The sequence below is a fragment of the Methylobacterium phyllosphaerae genome, from assembly GCF_001936175.1.
Classification (GTDB): domain Bacteria; phylum Pseudomonadota; class Alphaproteobacteria; order Rhizobiales; family Beijerinckiaceae; genus Methylobacterium; species Methylobacterium fujisawaense.
Genome location: NZ_CP015367.1, coordinates 771,121 through 793,187, shown reverse-complemented (window position 1 = coordinate 793,187; position 22,067 = coordinate 771,121). Strand labels below are relative to the sequence as shown.

Here is a 22,067-nt window from a genome sequence, read left to right as displayed (position 1 = left end):
TCGCGTTGCCGGGCCTGCTTTGACGAGAAAAGGGGCCAAAGTGCGTTGACCGGCGCTTCCCGCGCCGGTCGGCGTCAGGTGGTGAGAGCGTAATAGTCGCGCATCAGGCCGTCAGAGGTGGCGGCCCGGATCGGCGTGGCGACTCGGCCGCCGGCCGGAATGTCGAGGGCGAGCAGGCGGTCGTTGCAGGCGGCCGGGTCGGTGGCGAGGGCATAGGGCAGGAGATGGCCGTCCGGGTCGGCACGCAGCCGCTCCGCCGGTTCGCCGAGGTCGAAGGCCGCCACCGGCAGGCCCGTGCGCAGCGCCAGCGACAGCGCATACGCGTAGGTCTCCGGCCAGATCGACGGCATCAGCACCAGATCGGCAGAGACCTGGGTTACTAGATCGAGGATTTCGTCATCCTCCCAATGACGGCCGGTCTCGGCGATCTGGAGGGCTGCCCGGGCGACCCGGTCGAGGGTCGGGTCGTCGGTGGAGTACCGCCCTGTCTCTGTGACGCCGGCCCGCTCTAGGCCGCCCGTCAGGGTGGGGTCGGAGAAGCCCACGATCGAGAAGCGCAAAGGCAGGTCTCGCTTGCGCGCGTCTGACGCCAAAGCCTGCAGCAGCAATCCGCCTTCGGGCAGGCTGATGCCGCCGAGCACCGCGACGCGGCGGACGCGTCCGGGCCGCTGCAGGGCGGTGGGGCGCACGCTGCGCTCCGGCTCGACACGCGGCCGGACCGTGACCGCGAGATTCGGGTACACGTCCCGGATCCGGCCCGCCGTGTCGGCGGACGGCGCGAACACCCGCGAAGCCCTCGCCAGGAACGCCCCGAACGCCGCCCGCCGCTCCCCCGGATCCGGCTCCTCGAACCCGTCCGCGTCCGAAGCCAGACAGGCCCGGCACGCGCTGACCGGCGCCAGCCCGCAATAGCGCCCGTCCGGCTGCACCAGGTGGTTGCGGTGGCAGACCGGCGAGTAGTCGTGCAGCGTCCAGGCGTAGGGCCGGCCCGAGCCCGCCACCCGATCCATCAGCGCCCGCGCCGCCGCCCAGCGCAGCCCCGCCAGCGAGTGCACGTGGATCAGGACCGGCGCCAGCTCTGCGATGAAGCCGGCGAGTTCGTCCGCGTCCCGCGGCAGGTACAGGCTGGCGAGGTTGGGCAGGTACAGGAATTCGGGGCTGCGGTAGGCGACGTGGACCTCGAGGTTGCGGGTCTGGTCGATCTGCAGGAGCACGACGCTCAGGCCCTCGGCCCGGGCCTGGGCGACCATGTCGTCGATGTGCCGCTGGATGCCCCCGCCCCAGGAATGGGTCACGTACAGGAGCGCCCGGCCGGCGAAGTGCCGGGCCAGCCGCGCCCGGTCGAGCCGCGCCCGCCCGCGCCGGCCGGGATCGGCCTGGACGAACTGGCCGACCCGGGCCGGGTAGTCGGGGTGCTTGGCCAGCAGGGCCGCCTGGCCCTGGACGTACTCGCCGCCCTCGTCGAGCCCGAACGAGATCTGGCCGGCATGGTAGACGAACACGTCCTCGGCGAGCAGGTTGACGAAGCCCGCCTTGATGGCGCGCAGGCACCAGTCGTTCTCCTCGCCGTAGCCCTTGCCGAAGGCCTCGGCGTCGAGGGTGCCGACGGCGTCGAGCGCGGCGGCGGTCATGTACATGCAGAAGCCGACGCCGGTGGGCACGGGCACGGCGTGGCCGCGGTTGACCTGCGCGGCCATGCGGTCGAGATCGGCGCGGTCGATCTCCAGCGGCATGGTGTTGTTGGCGTTGAAGCGCGGGTAGGAGCAGATCGTGGCGTTGTTGGACAGCGGCGTGACGCTGCCCACGCGCAGCCCCGCCCCGGCTTCGGCCCTGGGGGCGGCCCCGGGTTCGGCCTCGGGTTCGACCTTGGGTTCTGCGTGGGCGACGAGCCGGTCGAGCCAGTCGCCGAAGACCTGCGCGTCGGAATTGAGCAGGACGACGGCGCGGCCCTGGCGCAGGCCGAGGGCGCGGTTGACCGAGCGGACGAAGCCGAGGTTGCGTTCGTTCTCGACGAGGTGGAACAGGCCGCGGCCGGCGAGCCGGGCGAGGTCTGCGGTGAGTTCCGGGTCGGGGGAGCGGTCGTTGACGGCGAGCAGGGTGAAGGGCGTGGCCTGGGGCTGGGACAGGCAGGCGTGGAGGGCGCGCAGGGTCTCGCCGCGGCCCTTGTAGACCGGGACGATCACGACGACCCGGGCCTGGTCGATGGGCAGGGCCTGGGGCAGGCGGTCCCATGCATCGGGCGCGGGGGCCTCCATGGGCGGGTAGGCGCCGAGATCCTCGGGGGCGGCCATCAGCCCGGCGGCCCGGCCCGTGCGCACGTAGTGCAGGAACGGCGGCTCCCCCGCACCCAGGAGATGGCCGTAGGCCCGGCGGTAGAAGCGGGTCGAGAAGGTCTTGCTCGGATCGCGGTCCTCCTCCTGTCCGTGGGACAGGAAGTGGATCGCCGGCCCGTTCTCGAAGCCGCGGGTATCCGGGTAGCGCTTGAGGTACCAGGGTGCGTCGAAGAACGGCTCGATCAGGCGGGCCTGCTCGAACAATTCCGCGTCCTCCGCGGCCGGCGGCGCGCCGTAGCGCGGATCGAAGGCATCGCCCGCGAGGTCGTCGCCGCGCAGCAGCGCCCGGGCCAGATGGTGGACGAAGGGCGCGATGCCCGTCGCCTCCACGTAGGGATGGTGCGCGCGGTAGGCCCAGCCGTTGAAGTCGGCCCTGGGGTTGCGGCCGTTCCGCCAGCCGGTGTCGCAATAGTCGCGTACGGCGTCGTCCGCCTCGGACAGCCCGTAGCGCGCCCGGTAGAAGCCGTGGTCGAAATGCCCCGCCACCAGCCGCGCCTGCAGGTCCAGGAGCCCGTCCCGGTCGCAGGCCGCCTGCCCGATCGCCCCCAGCCAGCCCGTATCGGCGATCGGCGCCCGCGCCGGGCGCAGGCCGCAGACGCCCAGCAGCGCGGCCAGCGTCGAGCGCCCGGGCCCCGGGTCGCGCAGCTCCCGCCAGCCCGCCTCGGCGAAGTGCAGGTACGGCTCCCGCCCGCCCACGTCCGGGTAGGTCGCCCGGTACCAGTCCGCATCCACCGCCGGCAGGTTCAGCCGGTGCGGCTCGGCGAACGGCGTGCCCCCGGACAGCCGGGTCTCGGCGACGTAGCGGAAGAACGGGTCGTCGCCGACCGCCCGGCTGCCCGCGCGGGCCTGCACGAAGCCGGCCGGGTCGAAGTCCGGCCGCGGGCTGACCCGCGCCCGCCAGCCCTCCGTCACGTAGTGGCGCAGCAGCGCGGCGTCCGAGGCCCCGGCCAGCGCCTCGGCCTGGGGGCCGGGCAGGCGCTGCCGGTAATGGGCGGCGTCGAAGTAGGGGGTGAGGGTCTCCATCCGCAGGGCCAGCGCCGCGTCCGGGTCCGGCCGGGCGGGTCCGCCGTTGCGGACGTAGTGCACCAGCGGGTTCTGGGTGGCGAAGGTGAGGCCGCGGGTGAGGCAGTAGGCCAGGGTGTCGAACTGCGGTGCCGGCTCGCGGCCCTCGCGCCAGCCGGAGGCCATGTAGTGGTCGACCGGATCGACGCCGGCGGCGGCGAGGTCGGGGTTGTTGGCCAGGTAGAAGGCCCCGTCCACGAGGCGGCGGGCGAGGCGCTCGGCCCGGGCCGTGTCGGGCTTGGGCAGGGGCGCGCCGGCCGCGCCGGCCGCCCCGCCCGCGCCGCCACCCTCGCCGCCGGCCCGGGCGCGCCGGCGCGTGAGGGCGTGCAGGAACGGGTTGATGCCGGCCCGGGCGAGGTAGGGGCGGTCGGCGAGGTAGGCGGCGGAGTCGAAGTCGGGGCGCGGGTCGCGGCCCTCGCGCCAGCCGCGGACGAGGTAGTCGCGCACCGGATCGGCCGTGATCCCGTACCAGCTCGCGTAGAAGGCCGCGTCGACATGCGGGGCCAGAGTCGCGATCTGCGCGTCCGCGGTGACGAGATCGTTCGCCGCCGGAAGGCCGCGGCGCACCGCCAGCCGGATCAGCGGATTGCCGCGCACCCTGCGGTACAGGCAGAAGAACCGCTTCAACGCACCGCTCGCGCTGCGCCGCGCGCCGCGCGCGCCGGTCCGCGATCCGCGGCGTCGGAGGCGGTGCAGGCCACCAGCCCCGAGGCGGGCTTCGGCCCGGCGGCGCTTGAGACGAGACCTGAGGCTCGGAGGAGCATGTGTTCGCGCGGGCCGATTGTGGGCTTGATCGAAGGCGTGCCGGCGCGTCGGACGAGACGCCGTGTCGGCGGTTCATCGCCCTAACGGAACACGCGCACCGGGTAAACAACGGGGCGCCGACGGTGCTCCGCAGGACCGGTCCGAGGCCCGGAGCCGTCCGCCCTCGCCTGCCTCATCGCGGGTGCGGTCAGATCAGGTCCGGACGCCACGTCACGTCCTCCCGCACGATGCGTGCGGGATTGCCGGCGGCCACGCAATGGGGCGGCACGGTTCCGGTGACGACAGCGTGTGCGCCGATGATGGCGTTGTCGCCGACCACGGAGCCTTTGAGGAGCGTGGCGTGATTGGCGATCCAGACGTGATTGCCTACGCGAACGGGCTTGGCCGGATTCAGCCGCTGCCCGGTATCCCGGGTGACGATCGAGTGAAAATCGCTCGTCGTCATCCAGACTCCGGACGCAATGGAGCAATCCGTCCCGATCTCGATCACCTTCGCCTCGACGGGATTGAGATGGACAAGACCGGTGAAGCCGGTCCTGTCGCCGATGCGCAGGATCGAGCTGGGGCCGACATAGATGTTGGCCATCGAGAGCCGGACGTGCTCGCCGACATCGAACCGGCAGTTGGACTCGATGACGATGTGCATGTCCTTGTCGGACACGCAGCCTCTGCCTATGCGGATGTAGTTGTTGTCGCCGTTGATGTAGATCTTTCCGGCTTGGCTGTGCTGATCCCGCGAATCGATGTCGATGACATTATTCTCCCCTTTGTCGAAAATATTCAAAGACATAATTTGCTCTGCGGGATCTATGAATGCCCCTGGGCGCGACGCGGCCGACGTCCCGGAGCGGACGGCCGCACATCGAACCCGTGGAAGAACGTTCGCCTTCTGGCATGACGATTACGGTATCGGCGTGCCGAAATCGGAATCCGTCGAGATTCGGCAATTGCGCCGATGACTCCAAGCCGGCAGAGGCGTTCGAAGATGTCTCTAAGCCATCGGGCGTCGTCCTCACAACTCGCGCTGCCGATCGCGGGCCGTCACCGGGCCCGGCCGGCGAGCCTCCGCGCGCCTGTTGACGCCGCAATGGTCCTATGACGTATGCCGTCACCCAGCGAAATCATGGGATGAGGCCGTCCGGTGGCTGAGGACAACACCCTGACGAAGGCCCTGGTCGACGTGAGGGCGCGCAGGGCCGCGCTCCAGAGCGACTACGACCGGATCGGAGCCGAGCTGACCAAGCTCCGGGCGGCCGAGGCGGCGCTGACCTCGATCGTCGAAGGGATCCCGCTGGACGCCTCCGGTCTCCACGCGCCCGAAGGTCCGCGGGCCTCACCGGCCGAACGCGCCGCGCCCGCCTCCGGCGGACGGCGCGGCGCCCGCGGTCCCCGGGCGAACTCGGCCAAGGGACGGCTGAAGGCGCTGCTCGGCTCGGCCGGCCCGCAGGGCCTGTCGCATGTCGAGATCGCCGAGCGGCTGCCCGACGTCGCGCCGAATACCCTCAACACCTATCTCAGCATGCTGGTGACCGGCGGCGAGGCGATCCGGAACGGCGACTTCTTCACGGCCGCCGCGCCCGTGGAGTCCGAGGACGGTGAGGCCGACGCCGAGGACGAGGCCGACCCGGACTCGGATGCGGAGGTCCAACACGACGCCGCCGAGTGAGCCGGGCGTCCGGCGAGGGCGATGGTGCCGCCTTTGGCGGGCGGAGCGAAACAAGACAGCGGCGCCGCGCGCGGATATGTCGCGCTGGCCGGGTTCACCGTCCTGCGCTCGTGTCGATGCAAGGGGACGCTTGAATTGATCGACAATCGTGTGACGGCCCCGTCCGGCCCGTCGATTCCGCGCCCTGGTCCGCCGGGTCAGGCCGACGCCATGCGCCGGATGATCGGCAGCATCAGCGCGCTCGGGGCGGCGGCCGGCACGGGGAAGATCGTGGCCGTCTGATCGGTCTTCACCCGGGGCAGCCGCTCGATCACGGTCCGCAGCTTCGGGAGCGTCCGCCCCAAAGTCGCGGCGAGGGTCTCGCCCGCGATCTTGGCCATGACGTATTCCAGGGTGTCGCGAGGCGCCTCGTCGATGGCGGTGGTCGACGGGTAGAAGGCCGCCACGGCGTCGCTGCGGTCGAGGCAGAACTGGCTCAGCTCGTAGAACGCGGCATTGTAGATGCGCATCATCGTGTCCAGGCAGGCCGGCTCGAAGGGCGCGCGCTTCTGGCGGAAGATGCGGGGCGTCGCGAAATGGTAGAGCTGCGACGGGCGCATCGACAGCGCCGCGAGCTGCGCGGCGGCCGGCGCGTCGGCGTCGTAGCGGAGGACCTGGCAGCGCCCGCCCGCGTCGCGGATCTCCCGGGCGACGGCTTCCGCCTCGTCGGCGCCGGACGCGTAGGTGATGCAGACCGCGCCGCCGCCTGCGGCGATCAGCTTGGCGGTCGCTGCGCCGAGCCCCCGCGACCCGCCGACGATCAGCGCGGACACGTCGGCGAAGGCGCCCGGCTCCACCAGGGCCGCGAGGTCCTGCAGGCTCTCCTGTTCCACCGGCCGCGGGCGGACGAAGCCCTCGACCCGGGCCGTGAGGCCGGGGCCGGCGGCGTCCAGCGTCACCGATTGCAGCATCGGCTGGAACCGCTTCACCGCGTAGCCGAGGCTCGAGCCGGCATCCCCGTCGGTGACGGTCACGTCGATCTTTGAGAGGATCGAGTGGAGGCCGGGCACGAACATGCCGACGAGCGTCGAGATTCCGCCCAGGGCGGCGACCCGGCCGGGACCGAGGGCGCGGGCGAGGTGCGGCGCCAGCGCGGCGATCGCCGCCGGGTCCGGCAGCGTGAAGGCTCCGGCGAGCCCCGTCAGGGCCGCCGGATCGCGGGCGATCGGCTCCGCGGGGATCGCGGTGGGTGCCGTCTCGACCGGCTGGGCCGGGGCTTTGTCCGCCGCGAAGGTCGCCTGGATCGTCAGGGTGCGGACGCCGTCCACCGCGAGGGACAGGCGCAGCTGCCCTGCGTCCGCCGCGTGGACCGTCAGCACGGTGCAATCCCCGACCAGCACGAACCGCTCGAACCGCATCTGCAGCGTCGCGAGCCGGTCGAGGGGATGGGCGTCGGCGCAGGCATCGAGGGCCCAGAGGGCGGCGTGGACGCCGTGGACGGCCCGCTCGCCGGCGAGCGTCCGCCGGGCCATCCGCGCATCCATGTGCATCGGGTTCACGTCCCCCGTGGCCCGCGCGAAGGCGGCCTGGTGCGCCTCGGTCCAGATCCGCGTCGCGGCGGCGTCGTCCGAACCGGATCCGTTCATCGCGCAACTCCTCCTCGGCCGGTCCCCGCCCCGGCCGGGCTGGCCGGCCGCCGGGTGCCCGGCCCCTTGCTTTATGACACGCGATCTCGCAAGAGGGCGGCGCTCGCACGCACGGTAAGGGGCCGGTCGATCGCCGGAGGGCAGGCATCCGCAGGATGTCGCAGGGACCGGTATCGAGGATGACCACGGCTCGCGCCCTGTCGATCGGCTTCGTCGGAAACGTCGTCACCAACCCGTTCGGGAAGATGGCGGGCCGCCTTGCGGATCTCGCCACGGTCTCCTGCGAGCATCTCCCCATCGGACAGATCGAGCAGGTGCTGGCGGGTCCCGCCGCCGCCGACGTCCTGATCGTGCATCTCGACCACCGCTGGTTCTTCGACGTCGCCCCGGACGAGGCGGCCGTCGCCCGCGCGCGCGGCCTCGCCGAGCTGGTCTCGGCGCGGCTCGCCCGGGCGCCGGGGACGATCATCCTCAACACCGTGCCGTTCGTGCCGGTCTCCTCCGTCGAGAGCGACCTCCACTACCAGCTGGCGGCCCTGGCGCGGGTGAACGCGGTGCTGTTCGACCTCGCCCGGGCTCAGGAGCGGGTCAGCGTCGTCGACGCCGCCGGCGCCCTGGCGCTGCTCGGCTTCGCCAACGCCTTCCGCGAGCGCAACCGGTACATGTACCAGATGCCCTACGCCCCGGCCGCCGTGGACGCGCTTAACGCGCGCTACGCCGACGCCGTCGCGGCGCGGCTGCGGGCGCGGCGCAAGGTGGTGGTGGTCGACGCCGACAACACCCTCTGGGGCGGCGTCGTCGGCGAGGACGGGGTGGAGAACCTGGAGGTCGACAGCGACTATCCGGGGATCGTCCACACCCAGCTCCAGCGCCAGCTCCTGCGCCTGAAGGGTCTCGGGATCCTGCTCTGCGCGGTGACGAAGAACAACGAGGAGGATTTCCGCGCGGTCTTCGCCCAGCGTGCGATGCCGCTGCGGCTCGACGATTTCGTAGCCTACCGCAGCAACTGGTCGGAGAAGAGCGAGAACATTCGCGACCTCGCGGCGACGCTGAACCTCGGCCTCGACAGCTTCGTCTTCCTCGACGACAACCCGTTCGAGATCGAGGAGGTCCGCGCCCGGCTCCCCGGGGTCGAGTGTCACCTGTTCGACCGGACGCGCCCCGAGCAGGCGCTCACCCTGCTCGACGGGATCGCGTCGCTGCGCGCCCGGAACGTCACCGCCGAGGATCTGGCCAAGACCGAGCAGTACCGCGGCGAGGCGCAGCGGCAGGAGCTGCAGCGCTCGGCCGCCTCGATGGACGACTACCTCGCCTCCCTCGAGATCCGGGTTCATGTCGCCCGCAACAACCCGGGCTCCCTGCGGCGGGTCACGCAGCTGATCAACAAGACCAACCAGTTCAACCTGACGACCCGGCGCTACACCGAGGACGAGGTCGCCACCGCCATGCAGGAGGGCGGCGTCTACGCGGCCCGGGTGGTCGACCGCTTCGGCGACATGGGCATCGTCGGGGTCGCCATCGTCCGGGGCGGCGAACTCGAGACCTTCCTGATGAGCTGCCGGGCGCTCGGTCGCCGCATCGAGGCCCAAATTCTGCGCCACGTCTGCCACCAGGAGGGTGATCGGGACCTGAAGGCCCGGTATCGCCCGAGCGCGAAGAACCGGATGGTCGAGACCTTCCTCGACGACAACGGCTTCGAACCCCTCAGCGCTGGCCCCGAGGGCAAGACGTACCGACTGACACGAGGACCGGATGACACCCCCTACATCCACATCGTCGCGGAGTGACCGCGGCGCCGTCGAGGCGGCTGCCCGCGCGACCTTCGCGCGGCTCGTCGAGACCTGGGGGCGCCCGGACCTGGAGAATCCCGGGCCCGAGGACGACGTCTACGAGCGGCTCGATTCCTTCGCGGTGGTCGAGCTCCTCCTCGAGACGGAATCCGAGATCGAGCGGACGGTCGGCCGCTACGTGCCGCTCGCCAACGAGAGCATCCTCGACAGCACGAAGTCGCCCCTCCGCCGCTTCCAGGGCTGGATCGACTACGTCGCCGAGACGGTCGAGCATGGCTGACCTGCGGTTCTCGCGCGCGACCCTCGCGGGGCTCGTCACCACGGTCGGCGCACGCGTCCTGGCCTTCGACGACGAGGCGGCCGCCCTCGGGCTTGCCCCCGAGGAGGCGCAGCGCCTCAAGCGCGCGATGGGCTTCTCGACCCGGCACGTCGTCGCCGATCCCGGCACCACGACGGCGGATCTCTGCCTGCACTCGGCGCGCCACCTGCTGCGCGGCCTCGACCTGCAGCCCGACGCCGTCGACGGGCTGATCCTCGTGACCCAGACGCCGGATTACAGCTCGCCCTCCACGTCGATCGCAATGCAGCACCGCCTCGGCATGCGGACCGACACGCTCTGCTTCGACATCCGCCTCGGCTGCAGCGGCTTCGTTTACGGGTTGTCGGTCGCCTACAGCCTCGTCGAATCGGGCCTCAACCGCGTCCTCCTCTGCGTCGGCGACGTCGCGAGCCGCATGGTTGCCACCGATGACCGCTCGATCACCCCGATCATGGGCGATGCCGGCGCCGCAGTGCTGATCGAGCGGCGCGAGAGCGAGAGCGTCTTCCAGCTCCACAGCGACGGCTCGGGGGAGAAGGCGCTGTTCATCCCCCATAGCGGCCTGCGGGCCGACGCGGCGGATGCGGACAAGTCCGCGACGATGCATATGGATGGGGCGCAGGTCTTCAACTTCTCCCTCAAGCGCGTCCCGCCGCTGATCGAGGACATTCTCGCCCTCTCGGACACGCGCGCCGAGGACGTCGACTTCCTGGTCCTGCACCAGCCGAACAAGTACATTCTCAAGAACCTCCAGCGCCGCCTGGGGCTCGACGACAGAAAGCTTCCGACCGGCACCCAGTCGGTCTACGGCAACCAGAACTCGGCCTCGATCCCCGGCACGATCTCGGGCTTCCTCGCGGAGGCCTATGCGGACGGCCAAGTGCGCTCGCTGCTCGCCGGCTTCGGGGTCGGCCTGAGCTGGGGGGCCTGCACGATCACCACCGACCGGATCTACGCGCCCCAGGTCATGACCTACGAGGAGACCATCCGATGACCGAGATCGCATTCCTGGACGAGCTCGGCACGATCCTTGATCAGCCGGGGCCGCTGGCCCGCGGGCAGAGCCTCGGGGAGATCGAGACCTTCGACTCGCTGGGCATCCTCAACATCATGGCGCTCTACGACACGCTGGGCCTCGAGGTGGATCCGCAGCGGATCGCCGGCGCGGCGACAACCGACGACCTGATCGCGCTGGCCGGCGCGAAGCTACAGGCCTGAGCCGATGTCGGAGCCGATGTCGCAGCCAGGGGGGCACGTCCTCGTCGTCGGGGCCAGCAGCGGCATCGGCCGCGCCGTCGCCGAGCGTCTTCGCGCGGGCGGGACGCGGATCACCGCCCTCGCCCGGCGGGCGGACCGGCTCGCCGAGCTGGAGGCGCTCGGCTGCGCCGCCGTCGCGGCCGACGTCACCGATCTCCCGGCGATCGGCGGCGTGCTGCAGGCGGCGGTCGCCGAGCGGGGCCTCCTGACCGGGCTCGTGTACTGCGCAGGCGTTCAGGTCATTAAGCCGATGCGAAGCCTCGGCGTGGAGGAGGTCGAGCGCCTCTATCGCACGAACCTCGTCGCGCCGACCCTGTTCGCGGCGTCCTTCGGCAGCGCCCGCGTCTCGACCCGGGACGCGGTGTTCTGCGCGGTCTCGTCCGTCGCGGCGCAGCGGCCCGAGCCGGCGATCGTGCCCTACGCCGCTTCTAAGGCGGGTCTCGACGCCCTGATCAAGGGCCTCGCCCGGGAACTCGCTCCCCGGCGCGCCGTCGGCGTCGCCCCCGGCTGGCTCGACACCGAGATGACTCAGGCCCATGCCCGCCTGTACGGCGCGGAGTTCAAGGACGCGCTGGTGAAGCGCAGCCCCGCGGGCGCCGCGTCCGTCGAATCCGTGGTCGACGCCATCGCGTTCCTGATGTCGCCCCAGGCCCGGCACGTCACCGGCGAGATCCTCCGGGTCGATGGCGGAGCCATGCTGTGACCGCGCCGGGGCAGCGTCTCGCGCTGATCGGCGGTGGCGGATTCTCCAAGGAGATCGCCGAGGTCGCACAGCTTCTCGGCTACACGGTAGAGTCGACCTATTCAAGCCAGCCGACCGCGCAGGTTGGCCGGTACCGAGGCTATCTCGACGAGTTGCTGACCGACCGCGCCGAATATGATGGCGTGGCGCTAGCTGTGGGAGGCGTGAGTCGCGCGGCTATCCAAGCGCGCGCCGAGATTATCGCATGGCTCGAGCGTCACGCCCTGCCGTGCCCGCCCCTGGTTTCGCCGCACGCGATCGTCAGTCAAGGCGTTGCGCTGGGCGTGGGGGCGTTCGTGGCGCATGGGGTCATTGTTAATGTCGATGCGCAGTTGGGGCGATTCTGCGTCGTGAACACCGGCGCGATCATCGGCCACGATGCGACCATTGGCGACAACTCGACAATTTCGCCCGCGGCGTTCATCGGCGGTCGTTGCTCGATAGGCGCAGACAGCTTGGTCGGCCCGCTCGCTAAAGTGCTGCAGGGCCTCAAGGTCGGCGACCGGACGATAATCGGCATGGGCTGCACAGTGTTGCGCGCCGTGCCGACCGACGCAGCGATCTGGCCGAGGCCTGATAATCCCGTCGGCGTATAAGATCGCGGTTGAAGCGAGCCGAGCTTAGCTGAGATTTATGTTGCCTCTTCAGCTTAATTTACACCCAGCCCGCCGTTTGCATCACGCATCGCACGACACTCAAGCCGATAGCCCATCCTGGAAGCCGTCGATTGCTGGCAGAATGCCAATATTTGCTGCCCAATCGTTTCCAGATCTGTTCCGTCCGATAAAATTCCGGACTTTTTTGCCAGCTCTCTTCACCTCAAAAAAATGCGTCTTTGCTCGGCAAAATCGCGCCGCAAATGGGCTATAGGGCTTGGAAATCCGAGCTTTCGGCAGGGAACGGACGCGTGATGGACGGTCGAGGTCAGACCATTTTCGTGGCGGGCCATCGGGGCATGGTGGGCTCGGCGATCGTGCGTCGGCTGCGTGAGTTGGGCCACGAGCGCATTCTCACGGCCGACCGCCAGAGTCTCGACCTTCTCGATCAGGCGGCGGTCCGGCGCTTCTTCGCCGACAACCGCATCGATCAGGTCTACCTCGCTGCCGCCAAGGTCGGCGGCATCCACGCCAACAACACCTATCCCGCCGAATTCATTCACGAGAACCTGCTGATCCAGTCGAACTTGATCGACGCCGCGCACACGCACGATGTCGACCGGCTGCTGTTCCTCGGCTCGTCGTGCATCTACCCGAAGCTGGCCCCGCAGCCGATGCGCGAGGACGCGCTCCTGACCGGGCTCCTGGAACCGACCAACGAGCCCTACGCCATCGCCAAGATCGCCGGGATCAAGATGTGCGAGAGCTACAACCGCCAATACGGGCGGCGCTACCGCAGCGTCATGCCGACGAACCTGTACGGGCCGAACGACAACTTTCATCCTGAGAACGCCCACGTCCTGCCGGCGCTGATGCGCCGCCTGCACGAGGCGAAGGTCGAAGGCCGCCCGTCGGTCACGGTCTGGGGCACCGGCCGGGCGATGCGCGAGTTCCTGCACGTGGACGACATGGCCCGCGCCAGCGTCTTCGTGATGGAGATGGACGACGGGGTCTACGCGGCCAACACGCGGCCGGACCTGTCGCACATCAATGTCGGCACCGGCGAGGATTGCACCATCCGGGAGTTGGCCGAGGCGCTCGCGCGGGTGATCGGCTACGCAGGCCAGCTCGACTTCGACGCCACCAAGCCCGACGGGACACCGCGCAAGCTGATGGACGTGTCGCGCCTCAGGGCCATGGGCTGGCGGCCGGAGATCGGCCTGGAGGACGGGCTGCGCCAAACCTACCAGTGGTTCTCAAAGAATATCGCCACGCTGCGGAACTAATAATATCCAAGCGATGGTGATCGGCTTCGATAGCCTTGACGTGCAGGCTATCGTGGTCGTAGCAGCCAGGCATCATCGGAACGGAACGGGTTCATGACGAGCAAGCGAGCGCTGATCACGGGTGTGACGGGCCAGGACGGCGCGTATCTGGCACAGCTGCTGCTGCAGAAGGGCTACGCCGTCACCGGCATCGTGCGGCGCTCCAGCCATGCCGGCGTGTTCGACCACCGGTTGAAGTGGCTCGGCATCCTCGACGATGTCGAGCTGGTCGACGGCAACCTGCTCGACCTCTCGGCGCTGATGCGCATCGTCCAGGCCGCCAAGCCCGACGAGATCTATAACCTCGCCGCCCAGTCCTTCGTGACCTCGTCGTGGCAGCAGCCGCTTCTCACCGGGCAGGTGACCGGCCTCGGCGCCGCGCACATGCTGGAATGCCTGCGCTCGGTCGCCCCCCAGGCGCGCTACTACCAGGCCTCGACCTCGGAGATGTTCGGCCTGATCCAGGAGGCCAAGCAGAGCGAGTCGACGCCGTTCTACCCGCGCTCGCCCTACGGTGTGGCCAAGCTCTACGCCCACTGGATGACCATCAACTACCGGGAGAGCTTCGGGCTGCACGCGTCGAACGGGATCCTGTTCAACCACGAGAGCCCGCTGCGCGGGGTCGAGTTCGTGACCCGCAAGGTCACGGACGCGGTGGCGCGGATCAAGCTCGGCACGCAGAAGGAGCTGCGGCTCGGCAACATCGACGCCAAGCGCGACTGGGGCCACGCCCGCGACTACGTGCAGGCGATGTGGCTGATGCTGCAGCAGGACCGCCCGGACGATTACGTGATCGCCACCGGCCGGACCACGACGGTGCGGGACATGTGCGCGATCGCGTTCAAGCATGTCGGCCTGACCATGGACGACCACCTTGTCATCGACCCGGCGCTGTTCCGGCCCGCGGAGGTGGAGGTGTTGCTCGGCAACCCCGCCAAGGCGAAGGCGACCTTCGGCTGGGAGGCCGAGACCAGCCTGGAGGCCCTGATCACCGAGATGGTCGACGCCGACATCAAGCGCCTCAGCGCAAACGCTTGAGCCGACACGTTAAAACATGAGGCGTATCCTCGTCACTGGCGCCTCAGGGTTCGTAGGTGGCCACGTTCTTCAGAGGGTTCGCGATGCCTTCGCCTCGGACGAGATACTCGGCGTCGGGCGTCGCACCTTTTTGAACGTTCCAGACGGAGTTTCCTACGAGCGGCTCGACCTTATTGATTCAATCGCGGTCGCGAGGCGGATCAGCACCTTCCAGCCCACCGATGTGCTTCATCTTGCGGCCGAGTCGTCGATTGTTCGTGCTGACAGATCAAAGTTTGACACGTGGCGTCTCAACTTCGGAGCGGTGTATAATCTGATTGACGCGCTCGAACAGGCAGGAAAGCCCTGCATCTTCGCTTTTGTCAGCTCCAGCGAGGTCTACGGACGTGCGTTCATCGGCGGGTGCCCCGCAACCGAGCAGACGGCACCACAGCCGACGAACGCCTATGCTCGTTCCAAGCGGTTGAGCGAGCAGCTGGTGCTAAAATCGACCGAAGGTACTTGCCTAAAGCCGATCGTGCTGCGTCCCTTCAATCATATCGGCCCGGGGCAGGATTTGGCCTTTGCAATCGCCTCCTTCGCGCATCAGATCGCGCTGGCTGAAGTAGGGCAACGACCGCCGTTCGTAGAAGTAGGCAACTTATCTGCTCAGCGCGACTTTCTCGACGTCTCTGATGTCGTTGGTGCTTATATCAAAATTATTCAATATGCAGAGAGATTTGATGGCCCTCAAACCTTCAACATATGCTCCGGTGTGCCGCGAAGCATCGAGAGCATGCTAACCGGCTTACGGGGGCTTGCCCAAATCGATATTGAAGTCCGTCGCGATCCCACAAGGTCGCGACATTCTGAGGTGCCGCTGGCGTTCGGCGACGCCCGCCACTTGCGGCAGGCCACAGGTTGGACACCTAAGATCGATTTAACTGTGTCTCTGGCTCGCATCTTGGAAGATGCACGGACTAAGCTTGCAGACGCTGGATCGTGAGACAGGCTGCGGAGAGATAAGTGCGCGACTGGAACAATCAGGTTCTCCCCGTGATCCTGTGCGGAGGGACGGGGACGCGGCTGTGGCCGGCGTCGCGGGAGAGCATGCCCAAGCAGTTCGCCCGGCTGGTGGATGCCGAGCGCTCGACCTTCCAGGCGACGCTGGCGCGGGTGTCGGACACGTCCGTCTTCGCCAAGCCCACGGTCATCGCCTCGGCCGAGGCCCGCTTCATCGTCGCCGAGCAGCGTGACCAGCTGGGTCTTGCCGCCGACATCCTGCTGGAGCCGCAGGGCCGCGACTCGGCCGCCGCCGTGGCGGTGGCCGCGCTGCACGCCGCCGCCGCCGACCCGCAGGCCGTGGTGCTGATCCTGGCCGCCGACCATGTCGTGCCCGACACGGAGGCCTTCGTCGACGCGGTGCGGCGCGCGGCCGCCGGTGCCCAGGCCGGCTACACCATGACGCTCGGCATCGAGCCGGACAGGCCCGCCACCGATTACGGCTACATCCGCCGGGGCGAGCCGATCGCCGAGGCGCCCGGCGCGGCCCGGGTCGCCCGCTTCGTCGAGAAGCCCGACCGGGCCGGCGCCGAGGCGCTGATCACGGACGGCGCCCTGTGGAACTCGGGCTACTTCCTGTTCCGCGCCGACCTGATGCTGGCCGAGCTGGAGGCGTTCGTCCCCGAGGTGCTGGCGGCCGCGCGCGCGGCGCTGGAGGCGGCGGTGACCGACCTCGACTTCGTGCGCCTCGATGCGGCGGCCTTCGCCCGGGCGCCCAAGATCTCGATCGACTACGCGGTGATGGAGCGGACCGCCCGGGCCGGGGTGCTGCCGGTGTCGTTCTCGTGGTCGGATGTCGGCACCTGGGACGCGGTCTGGCAGGTGCTGGACCACGACACGGAAGGCAACGCCGTGCGGGGCCGGGTGTCGCTGATCGGCACGAAGAACAGCCTCGTGCACAGCCAGGGCGAGGGCCTGACCGCGGTGGTGGGCCTGGAGGACGTGGTGGTGGTCTCCACCCCCGACGCGGTGCTGGTGGCCTCCAAGGCGCATTCGGGCCAGGTGAAGGATCTGGTCAACGCCCTGCGGGCCTCGGGCGCACCGGAGGCGGACGCGCATCTGCGGATGTACCGGCCCTGGGGCTGGTACCAGCGCATCGACATCGGCGAGCGCTTCCAGGTGAAGCGGATCCAGGTGGTGCCGGGCGGGCGCCTGTCGCTGCAGAAGCACTACCACCGGGCGGAGCACTGGGTCGTGGTGCGCGGCACCGCCGAGGTGACGATCGACGACCGGGTGGTGCTGGTCCACGAGAACGAGGCGGTCTACCTGCCGATCGGCTCGATGCACCGGCTGGCCAATCCGGGGAAGATCCCGCTGGAGCTGATCGAGGTCCAGGTCGGCTCTTACACCGGCGAGGACGACATCATCCGCGTCGAGGACATCTACGGACGCGGGTCGTAAAGCCCACCAGGGAAACTCGCCGCGCAGACGCTTTCGGACCAACCGGAGACGTGAGTTTAGAACGATAGCCCCTCGGCTACTTCACTGCTGCATGTCGAGACTCCCCTGAGCGCCGTCTCGCCGTCAGAATTCAACGTCCGCGATCGTATAGGACCTTTTCACGTCGTCAAATGTTGAGAATCGACCCGCCACTGCGGTGCCTATGGTAAAAGCCTTCCATATTGCAGCTTCGGCTTCCCGGTGATTCGCGCAGCAAATCAAACCGGGTTTGCTCATCAGCTCATAGTCCGACTTTAATTTCTAGTTAGTTGTTTTCTCGTGATTTGTGCATTGCGCGTCAATTATAGCTTCTTTCTGCAAGACCTGCATAAAGGGTGTCGCTGATCGCTGTAAGTCAATGATCTATGTCGATCATTTGTCTTGTGCTAGCGTTGAAGAGTGGCAACAAGGGCACGGGCCATCTATAGCGAAAATTTCGCAACACGTGTGGGTTTCCTCTGTATCAACGAGCTTGCCTCATGACCGAAACATGCAGTACGTCGACACGTTATAAAATGGATGTTGCCGTTGTAACCTGCCGCAAAGATCTTCACTTATTAGCTGTTATGTTGAAAAGTTTTTCTGTATTTAGCAAAATAGATGGAATTCTTTTGATTTTTTGTGATGATGCGGACTTCGAATCCATAAAGCACATGGATTTGCCTCCAGGATCTCGTTTAATTTCGAAGCAGTCGATTGTGGGCGATCAGGAAGACGACTTCAGAGTTCAAATGTATATAAAGTTGCAACTTTGCTATCATAGCGATGCTGACTATATTTGGAGTATTGACTCTGACTATCTTTTGATCGCTGACCTGCATTCCGAAGATTTTTTTCAGGGTGGCCGGCCAATCTGGCAATACAGATGCTGGGATAACGAGCCCAGCCTAAGATGGCGCTCTGGGACAGGTCAGTTCCTTGGTTTCGATCCTAGCTTCCAATTTATGGACCGGCCAATCTACGTGCTTGATCGGGCTGTGCTTGAGCACCTGAATGCGGAGCACGATCTCTGGAAAATACTGACCGCAGAAGTTCCGCCTAGCGAATACATGATCTACGGAGCCTTCGCCCATCGTTTCCATCAAGACGCTCACTGCTGGTGGAAACCTGCAGACGATGAATCTTCAGTTGTGTATAGCGTCAATCAAAGGCCTCCATCCTATTGCATCGTTGATCCAGATATTGAGCTGCGTGATGCGGGCTGTAGTAAATACTGTGTATTTTGGTCTCATTGGGATCTTGCCGAATCCAAAATGCTGGACTTTTACAGCAAAGCATTGAGACGGTCTGGTGAATCTGCTCCGGCTAATATCGATTTTTACCCCTGCATCACCCTCGCGGAGCTAACTGAATGCGGGTTCCTGAGTATTGGCTACCAATATCCTGATAATTGGCTTCACCCCTCTGTAAAATTTCGCCTTCTCGAAGCCGAGCGGGGCTACTTGTGTCTGTCAATTTATGCTGCCGATCTTTCAAAAGTGAGTCGATGTGTCGTTTCGGTAGGCGCGTCTGTCGATTCGCATCTCATTCAAAAGGGTGCAAATTTAATCAGAATTCCGTTGAATGAAATCGGGCCAAGTCGTGTGCAGCTCGTTTTCGAAGGTTGTAGATACGTTACCGACGGCAGTTTCGATTATTGGAGACAGGTAAGCGTGCAGTGGGCGGGTGCTTACGTATCCAGCTCTTGAGACAGAAAAGGATTATGGTTGGCTGTAGTTATTTGAGGCAAATCTGAGCGGTCTGCCAGTTGCTTCCCGCTTCTTTTAGAGCTTAGCCGCCGCTTTGAGCAAGGATTCCGTGTTATCGGCTCCTTTTGCACTAATGGTGCAATAGATCAGTGAGCTTAAGCGAGCTATATCTATTTTGCCGTTCGGTTTTTAGGATGTCCGCTTGACCCCAGTGTCATATGTCCTCGGTGAATGGTCACGGCGAGTGCAAGTGCGGTGACCGCCTCGCCCATCGGGACCCCCCCCGAGACTGGATGACAAGGCGATAGCGCCTATCTCAGCACTCGCGTCGCTCAAGATTGCTCCATGGATTAAAAGGCGATCTTCTTTCGCGGACCTGCCTTTGGACACCGTTACTCGAAGTTGTGGTTCAAAAAAACTAATCACGATCACCTACCGTTCGCGAGGACGGTTTTTTCCTCCCCCGACGCTGCGCCCCCCTGTGTTCGCGAGTCGGCATCGGGTAGACTGGCAGAGCTATGCAGATCCGGGCTACACGTCACACGATTGAGTTTCTTCACGACCATCGCATCTCGATGAGTTCCGAGGTGGACGAGGGCGTAACTGTCGGCGACGTCCTTGAGTTTGTGTCAGGCTGTGAAATCGAGCCTTATGTCGGCATCTATGTCGGTAAGGTGCTATGCCCGCTCGGTTTTCAGACGTACAGCAACAGTGTAATAAATCCCAACATTAGTGTCGGCCGCTACTGCTCGATAGGGCCAGGCGTCACTTATCCAATCTACCGGCATCCGATCGAGCATATCTCGACTTCTCCCTTCACGCATGAATTAAATCCGCGGGGTCAAGTCATTCGCGCGATGGGAGATTTTCGTTCTGACTATGCGAATATTCATTCGAATCCGCAAAGGCCGGCGCCGAGGATTGAGCACGATGTTTGGATCGGCGCTGGGTCGATGATCGCGTCCGGTGTTACTCTTGGAACTGGATGTGTTGTGGCCAGCGGCAGCGTCGTCACGCGTTCGGTGCCTGCCTACCAGATCATCGGTGGAAACCCGGCAGAGATCATTCGCCCTCGTTTTCCCAGGGAGATCATCGGTCTTCTGCTCGCAAGTGAGTGGTGGCGCTATAACTTCTTGGATTTCGAGGGACTGGACCTGTCTAACCCGGAGGTCTTCTGCAAAGGTTTCGAAGCGCGAAGAGCGAGCTTGGCTCCATTCGAACCGGGGCGGGCTCAACTGGTACACATGCCCGGAGAGCGCCTCGAGTAATCAGAGTTATAGAACGCCCATGGTCGTCCGCATTTTTGCGAGATGCGGTCTGTCTTGAAGAGATGGCGTTTGCCCCTGAGAGCGAGACTGCTCCACCCAAAAATGGGGCGAGCAGCTCCACATCGTTAGTCTTCAGAATCTCGTCATGGGCATTCAGGTAAGGCCAACGAGGGAGGCGGTGTTAAAATCAACCTTGATGGTGCGTTGCCGGCCATTTGAGATCTTGGTTGTCGTACGGAGTTTTCCTTCACGCGCCGGCCATCGGGAGCACCGGCGTGTGGTAATCACCGATCAGGCCATCGGGAGCATGGACTTGCTTCAGTTCAGATACTGCTGGCGAATTGGGTGAATCCGTTTCAGATGATGGGTGTTTCCCAGATCATGGCGCAGAGCGCGCCTTGTCCAGGAGATCGAGATGTCTCTCCATCCCACACCCGATTCCGGTGTCCCACACGAGACCGCGGCCGTCGCCCGTGCCGCATTCCCACACGGTCATGCCTATCTCAGGCTGCGGGATGCTCTCGGTCCGACCGACACGGATATCCAGTTTGCTGGCTTGTTCGCACGCGTCGGACAGCCCGCGGCCTGCCCCTGGCGGCTGGCGCTGATCACGCTGCTGCAGTTCTCCGAGAACCTGTCCGACCGCCGTGCGGCCGATTCCGTACGGACTCGCATCGATTGGCGACTGTATGGCGGGTCAAGCCATGAGGTGACGTCCCCCCATCGCTTTGGTCCGGCGTGAGTGCGAGTTTTCCGGTTTCGTGAGCCCCTGAGGGGAGGAGCAGAGCCGTGAAGAAGAGCAGGTACACCGAAGAGCAGATCGCCTTCGCGCTGAAGCAGGCCGAGACCGGGACACCGGTCTCGGAGGTGCTGCGCCGGATGGGCATCTCCGAGCAGACATTCTACCGCTGGAAGAAGCTCTACGGCGGCTTGGGGACGGGCGAGTTGCGGCGGCTGAAGCAGCTCGAGGACGAGAACCGCAAGCTCAAGCAGCTCGTGGCCGATCTGAGCCTCGACAAGCACATCCTGCAGGACGTGCTCGCAAAAAAGCTCTGACGCCTGCTCGGCGACGCGAGCTCGTGCACCAGGTTCAGGAGGCGCACGGGGTGAGCGAGCGGCGCGGCTGTGTCGCGCTCGGCGTCGGTCGGTCGGGCGTCCGCTACCGCTCGACCAAACCCGATCAGGCACCGCTACGGATGCGCATCTGCGATCTGGCCAAGAGCCGGGTGCGCTACGGGTACTTCCGGATCTACATCCTGCTGCGCCGGGAAGGTTGGCGGGTGAATCACAAGAGGGTCCACCGCCTCTACCGGGACGAGGGGCTGAGCCTGCGGCTCAAGCGGCCGCGCCGGAACGTCAGCGCGGCACACCGTGAGCGTCAGCCTGCTGCGCTCCGGCCGAACGAACGCTGGTCGATGGACTTCGTCTCCGACGCGCTGTTCGACGGCCGCCGGCTGCGGGCCCTGACGGTCGTCGATGCGTTCACGCGCGAGGCTCTGGCGATCGAGGTCGACCAGGGCATCAAAGGCGAGCAGGTCGTGGCTGTCCTCGGCCGCTTGGCGCTGCTGCGCGGAGCACCGGGCGCGATTCAGGTCGATAACGGGCCTGAGTTCGTCTCGAAAGCCCTCGACCGCTGGGCCTACGAGAACGGCGTCACGTTGGACTTCTCGCGCCCCGGCAAGCCGACCGACAACGCGCTGGTCGAGTCGTTCAACGGCCGGCTGCGCGACGAGTGCCTGAACGCGAACTGGTTCTTGTCGTTGGCCGACGCGAGGAGCAAGATCGAGACGTGGCGGCGGCACTACAACGAGAGCCGTCCTCACACCGCCCTGGGGTGGCGAACGCCCCAGGAATTCGCCCTGGCGGCGGCCCTGCAGGCCGCCGAATGAGATCCGGAAGCTCACCTTGCGGCCGGACCAAAATCCGGGGGACCCTCATGAGATCCGGAAGCTCACCTTGCGGCCGGACCAAAATCCGGGGGACCCTCATATCTGTGGACCATCCATGGCGTCCGGAACATGCTCTGGGAGGAGTCGCGAACGGCCTACTCATCCGTGGAGCAGGCGCTCGTTGAGGCCAATGCATGGGCCGATCAACTCGACTGATCGATTG

17 protein-coding genes and 2 pseudogenes are annotated in these 22,067 nt (G+C 66.4%); 16 read left to right on the top strand and 3 right to left on the bottom strand.

Annotation, left to right across the window (positions count from 1 at the left end; genetic code table 11):
- Nucleotides 1–74: 74 nt before the first annotated feature.
- Together MCBMB27_RS03695 and MCBMB27_RS03690 are read right to left on the bottom strand one after the other, a co-directional pair.
- Entirely contained in the window at nucleotides 75–4,022 is a 3,948-nt protein-coding gene (locus MCBMB27_RS03695) for a glycosyltransferase (protein WP_075379891.1), read from the bottom strand.
- Nucleotides 4,023–4,347: 325 nt separating this feature from the next.
- The gene (locus MCBMB27_RS03690; protein WP_075379890.1) at nucleotides 4,348–4,950 is read right to left on the bottom strand and encodes an acyltransferase; all 603 of its coding nucleotides are present in this window, start codon (nucleotides 4,948–4,950) and stop codon (nucleotides 4,348–4,350) included.
- Between the two features lie 351 nt (nucleotides 4,951–5,301).
- Between MCBMB27_RS03690 and MCBMB27_RS03685 the strand changes: the two genes are divergently transcribed.
- Nucleotides 5,302–5,826: a hypothetical protein gene (locus MCBMB27_RS03685; RefSeq protein ID WP_075379889.1), complete on the top strand. Its 525-nt coding sequence runs from the start codon at nucleotides 5,302–5,304 to the stop codon at nucleotides 5,824–5,826.
- A 197-nt stretch (nucleotides 5,827–6,023) separates the two neighbouring features.
- Here the strand turns inward: MCBMB27_RS03685 and MCBMB27_RS03680 are convergent, their stop codons facing one another.
- The gene (locus tag MCBMB27_RS03680) at nucleotides 6,024–7,451 is read right to left on the bottom strand and encodes a MaoC family dehydratase (protein ID WP_075379888.1); all 1,428 of its coding nucleotides are present in this window, start codon (nucleotides 7,449–7,451) and stop codon (nucleotides 6,024–6,026) included.
- 179 nt (nucleotides 7,452–7,630) lie between these two features.
- On the opposite strand from MCBMB27_RS03680, the gene MCBMB27_RS03675 reads away from it, so the two are divergent.
- The 15 genes and pseudogenes from MCBMB27_RS03675 (at nucleotide 7,631) to MCBMB27_RS03610 (ending at nucleotide 21,844) form a co-directional block, all read left to right on the top strand.
- A complete protein-coding gene (locus tag MCBMB27_RS03675; RefSeq protein WP_075379887.1) occupies nucleotides 7,631–9,238 on the top strand; it encodes an HAD-IIIC family phosphatase in 1,608 nt (535 codons plus the stop codon).
- Nucleotides 9,204–9,521, top strand: coding sequence for a hypothetical protein (locus MCBMB27_RS03670; RefSeq protein WP_012318195.1), 318 nt, complete (start codon nucleotides 9,204–9,206; stop codon nucleotides 9,519–9,521). The genes MCBMB27_RS03675 and MCBMB27_RS03670 overlap by 35 nt, the downstream gene beginning before the upstream one ends.
- On the top strand, nucleotides 9,514–10,554 hold the full coding sequence (locus MCBMB27_RS03665; protein WP_075379886.1) for a 3-oxoacyl-ACP synthase III family protein: 1,041 nt from the start codon (nucleotides 9,514–9,516) through the stop codon (nucleotides 10,552–10,554). Before MCBMB27_RS03670 ends, MCBMB27_RS03665 begins: the two co-directional genes overlap by 8 nt.
- Entirely contained in the window at nucleotides 10,551–10,778 is a 228-nt protein-coding gene (locus tag MCBMB27_RS03660; protein WP_075379885.1) for a hypothetical protein, read from the top strand. Before MCBMB27_RS03665 ends, MCBMB27_RS03660 begins: the two co-directional genes overlap by 4 nt.
- Before the next feature lie 16 nt (nucleotides 10,779–10,794).
- Nucleotides 10,795–11,520 carry an SDR family NAD(P)-dependent oxidoreductase gene (locus MCBMB27_RS03655; RefSeq protein ID WP_075381865.1) on the top strand — a complete coding sequence of 242 codons (726 nt, stop codon included), beginning with the start codon at nucleotides 10,795–10,797 and terminating at the stop codon, nucleotides 11,518–11,520.
- On the top strand, nucleotides 11,517–12,155 hold the full coding sequence (locus MCBMB27_RS03650) for an LbetaH domain-containing protein (protein ID WP_075379884.1): 639 nt from the start codon (nucleotides 11,517–11,519) through the stop codon (nucleotides 12,153–12,155). The genes MCBMB27_RS03655 and MCBMB27_RS03650 overlap by 4 nt, the downstream gene beginning before the upstream one ends.
- A gap of 314 nt (nucleotides 12,156–12,469) precedes the next feature.
- Nucleotides 12,470–13,441 (top strand): GDP-L-fucose synthase, encoded by a 972-nt coding sequence (gene fcl / locus MCBMB27_RS03645; RefSeq protein WP_075379883.1) that lies wholly within the window; start codon nucleotides 12,470–12,472, stop codon nucleotides 13,439–13,441.
- Nucleotides 13,442–13,534: 93 nt separating this feature from the next.
- The gene (gene gmd, locus MCBMB27_RS03640; protein WP_075379882.1) at nucleotides 13,535–14,518 is read left to right on the top strand and encodes a GDP-mannose 4,6-dehydratase; all 984 of its coding nucleotides are present in this window, start codon (nucleotides 13,535–13,537) and stop codon (nucleotides 14,516–14,518) included.
- 16 nt (nucleotides 14,519–14,534) lie between these two features.
- On the top strand, nucleotides 14,535–15,503 hold the full coding sequence (locus MCBMB27_RS03635; protein ID WP_075379881.1) for an NAD-dependent epimerase/dehydratase family protein: 969 nt from the start codon (nucleotides 14,535–14,537) through the stop codon (nucleotides 15,501–15,503).
- Between the two features lie 50 nt (nucleotides 15,504–15,553).
- Nucleotides 15,554–16,960: a mannose-1-phosphate guanylyltransferase/mannose-6-phosphate isomerase gene (locus tag MCBMB27_RS03630; protein WP_075381864.1), complete on the top strand. Its 1,407-nt coding sequence runs from the start codon at nucleotides 15,554–15,556 to the stop codon at nucleotides 16,958–16,960.
- Nucleotides 16,961–17,478: 518 nt separating this feature from the next.
- Complete coding sequence (locus MCBMB27_RS29380) at nucleotides 17,479–18,687, top strand: DUF6492 family protein (protein ID WP_139231714.1); 1,209 nt, start codon at nucleotides 17,479–17,481, stop codon at nucleotides 18,685–18,687.
- A gap of 587 nt (nucleotides 18,688–19,274) precedes the next feature.
- Entirely contained in the window at nucleotides 19,275–19,955 is a 681-nt protein-coding gene (locus MCBMB27_RS03625) for a CatB-related O-acetyltransferase (RefSeq protein WP_159020295.1), read from the top strand.
- 415 nt (nucleotides 19,956–20,370) lie between these two features.
- Nucleotides 20,371–20,676: pseudogene (locus MCBMB27_RS28720) on the top strand (transposase); the annotation flags it as partial.
- 68 nt (nucleotides 20,677–20,744) lie between these two features.
- A pseudogene (locus MCBMB27_RS30460) lies at nucleotides 20,745–20,897 on the top strand (transposase); the annotation flags it as partial.
- On the top strand, nucleotides 20,855–21,844 hold the full coding sequence (locus MCBMB27_RS03610) for an IS3 family transposase (protein ID WP_335633094.1): 990 nt from the start codon (nucleotides 20,855–20,857) through the stop codon (nucleotides 21,842–21,844). The pseudogene MCBMB27_RS30460 and the gene MCBMB27_RS03610, both read left to right, overlap by 43 nt.
- Nucleotides 21,845–22,067: the final 223 nt, after the last annotated feature.

Coding starts and splice junctions, on each gene's coding strand:
- MCBMB27_RS03690 (WP_075379890.1), bottom strand. CDS start 4,950: ATGTCTTTGAATATTTTCGACAAAGGGGAGAATAATGTCATCGACATC.
- MCBMB27_RS03680 (WP_075379888.1), bottom strand. CDS start 7,451: ATGAACGGATCCGGTTCGGACGACGCCGCCGCGACGCGGATCTGGACC.
- MCBMB27_RS03675 (WP_075379887.1), top strand. CDS start 7,631: ATGACCACGGCTCGCGCCCTGTCGATCGGCTTCGTCGGAAACGTCGTC.
- MCBMB27_RS03670 (WP_012318195.1), top strand. CDS start 9,204: ATGACACCCCCTACATCCACATCGTCGCGGAGTGACCGCGGCGCCGTC.
- MCBMB27_RS03665 (WP_075379886.1), top strand. CDS start 9,514: ATGGCTGACCTGCGGTTCTCGCGCGCGACCCTCGCGGGGCTCGTCACC.
- MCBMB27_RS03660 (WP_075379885.1), top strand. CDS start 10,551: ATGACCGAGATCGCATTCCTGGACGAGCTCGGCACGATCCTTGATCAG.
- MCBMB27_RS03655 (WP_075381865.1), top strand. CDS start 10,795: ATGTCGCAGCCAGGGGGGCACGTCCTCGTCGTCGGGGCCAGCAGCGGC.
- fcl (WP_075379883.1), top strand. CDS start 12,470: ATGGACGGTCGAGGTCAGACCATTTTCGTGGCGGGCCATCGGGGCATG.
- gmd (WP_075379882.1), top strand. CDS start 13,535: ATGACGAGCAAGCGAGCGCTGATCACGGGTGTGACGGGCCAGGACGGC.
- MCBMB27_RS03635 (WP_075379881.1), top strand. CDS start 14,535: ATGAGGCGTATCCTCGTCACTGGCGCCTCAGGGTTCGTAGGTGGCCAC.
- MCBMB27_RS29380 (WP_139231714.1), top strand. CDS start 17,479: ATGACCGAAACATGCAGTACGTCGACACGTTATAAAATGGATGTTGCC.